Source organism: Stenotrophomonas sp. 05L44_2 (assembly GCF_056665995.1).
Map to the genome: position 1 here is coordinate 1 of NZ_JBFTNR010000185.1, position 5,983 is coordinate 5,983.

The window sequence follows — 5,983 nt, forward strand, 5'->3', positions numbered from 1 at the left end:
TGGCCTGCAGCGCGACGTCGATTTCGAACCGGCTTTCGAACTGGGCGACCTGAGCTGGCGCCTGTGAGTGCAGCGTTGCCGGTGATCAAGCCGCTGCGGCGGCCGCGACTGTGGACCGCGTTGTGGGTGTTGGCGGTGCTGACGGTGATCGTGGTCTGCCTGATTCCGCCGCCGCCGATCCCGTTGCCGGAAAACAGCGACAAGGGCGAGCATTTCCTGGCTTATTTCATCCTGGCTGGCAGCGCGGTGCAGTTGTTCCGACGAGGCCGCCCGCTGCTGTGGGTAGGTGCTGGCCTGGTGCTGATGGGCGTCGGCATCGAGTTCGCGCAGGGCGCGTTGACCAGCAACCGCATGGCCGATCCGATGGATGCGGTGGCCAACACCGTTGGCGTGTTGGCGGGGATGGCTACCGCATTGACCCCGCTGCGCGACATGCTGCTGCGCTGGCGGGGGTAAGGCAGCCAGGCATGGCCTGGCTCCGCGGTAGATCCACGCCATGCGTGGATGAATCTCGCCGGCGCCAACCAAGGTTGGCGWCTACCAAAGGCAGCCAGGCATGGCCTGGCKCTACAGTAGATCCACGCCATGCGTGGATGGATCTCGSCGGCGCCAACCAAGGTTGGCRTCTACCAAAGGCAGCCAGRCATGGCCTGGCKCTACWGTAGATCCACGCCATGCGTGGATGAATCTCGCCGGCGCCAACCAAGGTTGGCGTCTACCAAAGGCAGCCAGGCATGGCCTGGCTCTACAGTAGATCCACGCCATCGTGTCCGCCGTCATTTCCCCAGCGTCACCTCATCCAGCACCCACATCGCCGGGCGCGTGTCGCCGGTGAAGTTGATGCACAGATCGCCCGTGCCCGAGGTGCCCTTCGGCAAAGCCGCGCGCAGGGTCACGAAGCCGTCGGCATCGGTCTGCGCCGGCAGCGGCACCTGCGCCAGGACCTTGCCGGTGCAGTCACCGCGACGGATCAGCATTTCGCCGTGCGCGCTCCGGGCCTTTTCGAAGCGACGCTTCGGCTCGTCGTGGGCCAGCTGGAAGTAGTACGGAATGCGGCCTGCGCGCACTTCCACGCTGCCGATGCCATCCAGCTGTGCCTGCGGCCAACGCCAGCACGGCTGGAAGATGTCGACGGTGAACACCGCACGCGCACCTTCGCGCGGACCATCATCTTCCAGGCGCAGTACCAAGCCCTTCTCGCCGACGCAGCTGCGCAGTGCTTCGCTGTGCCGCGACAGCAGCGACTGCGCGGTGTACGACGCCACCGTCGGCTTCGCAGCCAGCGGCTGGCCCTGGTAGAAGGCGGCAGCCTGCACCGTCGCCGGCAGCGTGGACGTCAGTGGCTGCTGGTACAGCGGCGACTGTGCCGTCACCGGCTTGCCGTCGCTGCTGTAGCGCACTTCATAGCCCAGAGGATTGGCCAGCGACACGGTCACCGTGTTCGCCGCGCGGTCATCGGTGTAGGCCACGCCTACTTCGAACGGCGTCTGCGCGTAGGCCAGGCCCCAGGCCCGATAGCGCTGCAGCTGCGAGGGCAGGCGGGCCAGGAAGTCGCGGAAATCGCGATGCTCCGGCGTGCTCCAGCCGGTCTCGGCCACGGCGGCCAGGCGCGGGAACAGGTTGTGCTGCAGACGCGCGTAGGTGCGCGTGTGCTCGGTGAACATGTTCGCCTGCAGGCCGAGGATGTGCCCGCGCTTGTCGGCGGCCAGTTCGGCCGGCACCGGTTCGTAGTTGTAGAGCTTGGCCAGGTTCACCTGCGTCGGCCGGCCCGGCGGTTCGTTCGGCGAGGCCGTCTGCAGGTAATCCAGGTACAGGTGGCTGACCGGCGACATCACCACATCGTGGCCGGCGCTGGCCGCAGCAAGGCCGCCTTCGGTGCCGCGCCATGACATCACCGTGGCCTGCGGCGGCAGGYCGCCCTCAAGGATTTCGTCCCAGCCGATCAGGCGACGGTCGTGTTGTTCCAGGAAGGTTTCCAGGCGCTTGATGATGTGGCTCTGCATGGCCATCTCATCCTTGATGCCGAGCGCGCGCATGCGCTGCTGCACCTGTTTTGATGCTTCCCACTGGTCCTTCACCGCCTCGTCGCCACCCACATGCACATACCTGGCCGGGAACAGCTGGATCACTTCTTCCAGCACGTTCTCCAGGAAGGTAACGGTGCCGTCCTCGACGTTGAACAGGTTCGGGAACACGCCCCATTCGCTCAACGGTTTCAACGGCGTGTCGATCGTACCCAGTTCCGGATAGGCGGCGATGGCAGCGGTGGCGTGGCCGGGTACATCGATTTCCGGAATGACCTGGATATGCAGCTTGGCGGCGTAGGCGATCACTTCGCGGATCTGGTCCTGCGTGTAGAAGCCGCAGTACGGATGTTCCTTGCCACTGACCGGATCGATGCCGCCATCACCGGCCGGAAGGCGGCAGCTGCCGACTTCGGTGAGCTTCGGGTAGCGCTTGATCTCCATGCGCCAGCCCTGGTCGTCGGTCAGGTGCCAATGAAAGGTGTTGAGCTTGTGCGCTGCCATCGCATCGAGCACGCGCTTGATCTCGTCCAGGCTCTGGAAGTGCCGCGCCGAGTCGAGCATGAAGCCACGCCAGCTGAAGCGCGGCGCATCCTGGATCTGCACGGCCGGCAGCACGCCGTTGCTGCCGCCGGTGGCGAGCTGGGCCAGSGTGGTGGCGCCGTAGAACAGGCCGGTCTCGTTGCCGGCCTGCACCAGCACGCCCYGCGCGGTGCTTTCCAGCGTGTAGCCCTCGCCGCTGTCGCGGAAGGTCGGCACGATCTGGAAGCGGATGCTGTTGCCCTTGGCGGCGGCCTTGCCGTTGGCCACGGCCAGTCGCGGCCCACCACTGCGCGCCAGCAGGTCGGCGAACTGTGCGGCCACGCGCTGTGCGGCTTCGCCATCGGCATGCAGCACGGTAGCGGCGCCCACGGTGATGCCCGCGCCGTTGCCGCGCTGCACGTTGGCCGGTGCGGGAATCAACATCAGGCTGCCGGCGCGCAGCTGCGGGCCAGGGCCGGTATCGAGTGCCGGGGCATCGGCGGCCAGTGCCCGCAGCACAGGCAGGGCGGCCAGCAGGCTGCCCAGCAACAGAAGGCTGCGCATCCTGGCGCGGGTGGGCTTCGTCATCTGAAGGACTCCTTGGATCGGGTGCGATGTTCGCTATACATGAAAAACGCCGGGCCCGGAATGACCCAGGCCCGGCGTGCGTGCACGACTCGGCGATGAGGCTGCCGCTGGATCAGTACTTGAAGCGGAAGTTCAGGTAGTACTGGCGACCGTTGCTGTAGAACGAGGTCGGAATGGCCGCGGTCTGGTAGTACTTGTAGGTCGGGTTGTTGAGGTTCAGGCCATCCAGGCTGATGCTCAGCCAGTCGGTGGCCTTGAAGCTCAGCGACGCCGACAGCGTGCCGAAGTCATCCTGGTAGTACGGGTTGGTGCCCGACAGGCTGATCAGGAACGAGGAACGGTGGGTATAGCTGACCCGTGCACCGAAGCGCTCGTTCTCGAAGTACGCGCCCACGTTGTAGGTGTTCTTCGAGGTGCCCAGCAGGTTGTGCGAACCATCGGACCAGGTGTGCGCGGTCGTGCCGTTGGCGTAGGTGTAGTTGGCGTTGACGCCGAAGTATTCGCCGATCGGCTGCTCGTAGGCCACTTCCACGCCGGTGACCTTGCCGTCGGCATTGATCGGGGTGGAGATCTGGTAGGTCTCAAGCTGGTTGGTCAGTTCGCTGTACAGCTGGCGCGAGACGACGTCGAAGGCGATGTAGTCCTTCAGGTCCATGTGGTAGGCGCCGATCGACAACAGGCCGCGCGGCATGAAGTACCACTCCAGGTTGGCATCCAGGTTGGTGGACAGGGTCGGCTTGAGGTTCGGGTTGCCGCCGCCGCCGGTCCGGTTCAGGTCGGAACCGTACGAGGACGCGCCCAGTGCCGAGTAGTCCGGCAGGGTCTGGGTCTGCGACGCGGCCACGCGCAGCACGAGGTTGTCGTCGAGGTCGAACTTGATGTTGGCGCTGGGCAGCACGCGGTTGCGCTTGTTCTGGAAGGCCATGCGTTCCCACATGCCGAACAGGCTGCTGACATCCGCATCGGCAGCATTGCTGACGGCGTTGTAGGTATCGATGTCCTGCTTGATGTTGACGTAGCGCAGGCCCAGGTTGCCGCTCCACCAGTCACCGCGGAARTTGGCCTGCACGTAGCCGGCGAAGTTCTTTTCCTTCACCYGCCACTCGGCACCGTAGTTGTGGCGACCGGTCGGACCGTCGTTGCCCGCCAGCCAGGTGGAGTTGTTGGTCACCGCCTCCTTCAGCGCACCGGGGGTGAAGTACCAGATGTTGCGCGGGAAGGTGCCGCCGATATCGCCGGCAAAACCGTTCGGGTAGTTGGAGGTGGCGCCGTTCTTCAGTGCACTCCAGATGTCACCCGGGGTCGCGCCTTCCGGCGACAGCGCTTCGCGCTTGTGATCGGCGAAGCGCACACCGAAATCGAGCGAGCTCAGCACGCCGCCGTCGTTGAAGTACTGGTTGAAGTCGAGCGTGGCCCACTTCTCCTTGTCCTCGGCGGTGACCTGCTGGTTGCCCCAGGTTCCGAAGCTGGTCACGCCGTTGGGCGAGAGGTCGCCGCCGACGTTCCAGTCGATCGGCGAGCCGCTGCCGTGCGTGGCCCAGCTGGCGCCACCGCCGCTGYCCACGGTGACCTCGGCGATGTACTGGCGCGGGGTCTCACCGGTGCCCTTGGTGCTGCCGGCCTGGAACTTGGCGGTCAGGCTGTCGCTGATCTGCCAGTCGGCGTCGAAGGTGACGTAGCTCGACTTGGCCTTCGACTCGCGGTAGATCATGTCGTACACCGCGTAATTGGTGCCCGGCACGCCTGCGTAGGTGGCGTTGGTCAGCACGCCATCCTTGACCACATAGCCCGGGTTCGGCGCCTGCACCTTGGCGAAGCTGTTGCCGAACATCATGAAGTTGCGGTTGTAGTTGTTCGCCTTCAGCTCGGAGCTGAAACCATTCAGGCCCAGGGTGAGGGTGTCGGTCGGCTTGAACTGCAGCGAGACCAGGCCGCCTTTGCGCTCACGGGTCTGTTCGAACAGGGTCGAACCCAGCAGGCCGGGAACGTTGACGCCGATTAGGTCCGGATTGGTCAGGGCCACCGGATCCTTGGGACCGATCTGGAAGAAGCCACCCGGAATTTCCTGCGCTTCACGGCGCAGTTCGCGCTTCTGGCTGAAGCCCTGCACCATCACGCCGAAGGTGTTTTCTTCGTTCTTGTAGTTGAACAATGCCGAGTACTGCGGGTCGTTCGACTTGGCCTGGTCCGAGCGCACCATGCCGATCGAGCCTTCAGCGGTGAACTGCTTGGAGAACTCCAGCGGCTTGCGGGTGATGATGTTGACGGTACCGGTGGTGCCACCGTCCTGCAGCTTGGCCTGCGAGGACTTGTTCACTTCCACCGAGCTGACCAGTTCCGAYGGCAGCAGCGAGTAGCTGACGCTGCGGCCGACGTTGTTGCCCTGGCTGAGCACGAACCAGTCGGCCGAACCGACGGTGTGGCCGTTGATCAGGGTCTGGGTGAGGCTGGGGCTGGTGCCGCGCAGGCTGACACGGTCGGCTTCGTCGAAGCCGCCCTCATCGGCGCTGGACGAGCTGATGTTGACGCCCGGCAGGCGCTGCAGGGTGTCGGCGACGTTGTGCGCCGGCAGCTTGCCCACGTCTTCGGCGGTGACCACTTCCACGCGCGCATTGGCTTCGCGCTTGGTGTCCAGCGACTTCTCCATCGAACCGCGGATACCGGTAACGGTGACGGTGTCCAGATCGGTGGCGGTCGGGGCGGCCTGCTGCGCGTGCGCACTGAAGGCGATGCAGCTGACGATGGCGGCCGAAAGCAAGGTCTTGCGGGTATTCATGATGTCTCTCCTCATCACTCGATTGGATGCCGGCGGCGATATGGGATTGCGGTTGCGATGACGTGCGCGGGGC

Annotated in this window: 3 protein-coding genes; 1 reads left to right on the plus strand and 2 read right to left on the minus strand. The window is 65.1% G+C overall.

Features of this window, described 5'->3' with window-relative positions:
* The first annotated feature begins 63 nt into the window (after positions 1 to 63).
* Entirely contained in the window at positions 64 to 456 is a 393-nt protein-coding gene (locus AC1VAN_RS08455; RefSeq protein ID WP_025878689.1) for a VanZ family protein, read from the plus strand.
* Between the two features lie 320 nt (positions 457 to 776).
* On the opposite strand, the gene AC1VAN_RS08460 is transcribed toward AC1VAN_RS08455, so the two are convergent.
* Together AC1VAN_RS08460 and AC1VAN_RS08465 are read right to left on the minus strand one after the other, a co-directional pair.
* On the minus strand, positions 777 to 3,134 hold the full coding sequence (locus AC1VAN_RS08460) for a beta-N-acetylhexosaminidase (protein ID WP_480985622.1): 2,358 nt from the start codon (positions 3,132 to 3,134) through the stop codon (positions 777 to 779).
* Positions 3,135 to 3,246: 112 nt separating this feature from the next.
* Positions 3,247 to 5,910, minus strand: a complete 2,664-nt coding sequence (locus tag AC1VAN_RS08465) for a TonB-dependent receptor (RefSeq protein ID WP_480985623.1) — start codon at positions 5,908 to 5,910, stop codon at positions 3,247 to 3,249.
* Positions 5,911 to 5,983 lie beyond the last annotated feature (73 nt).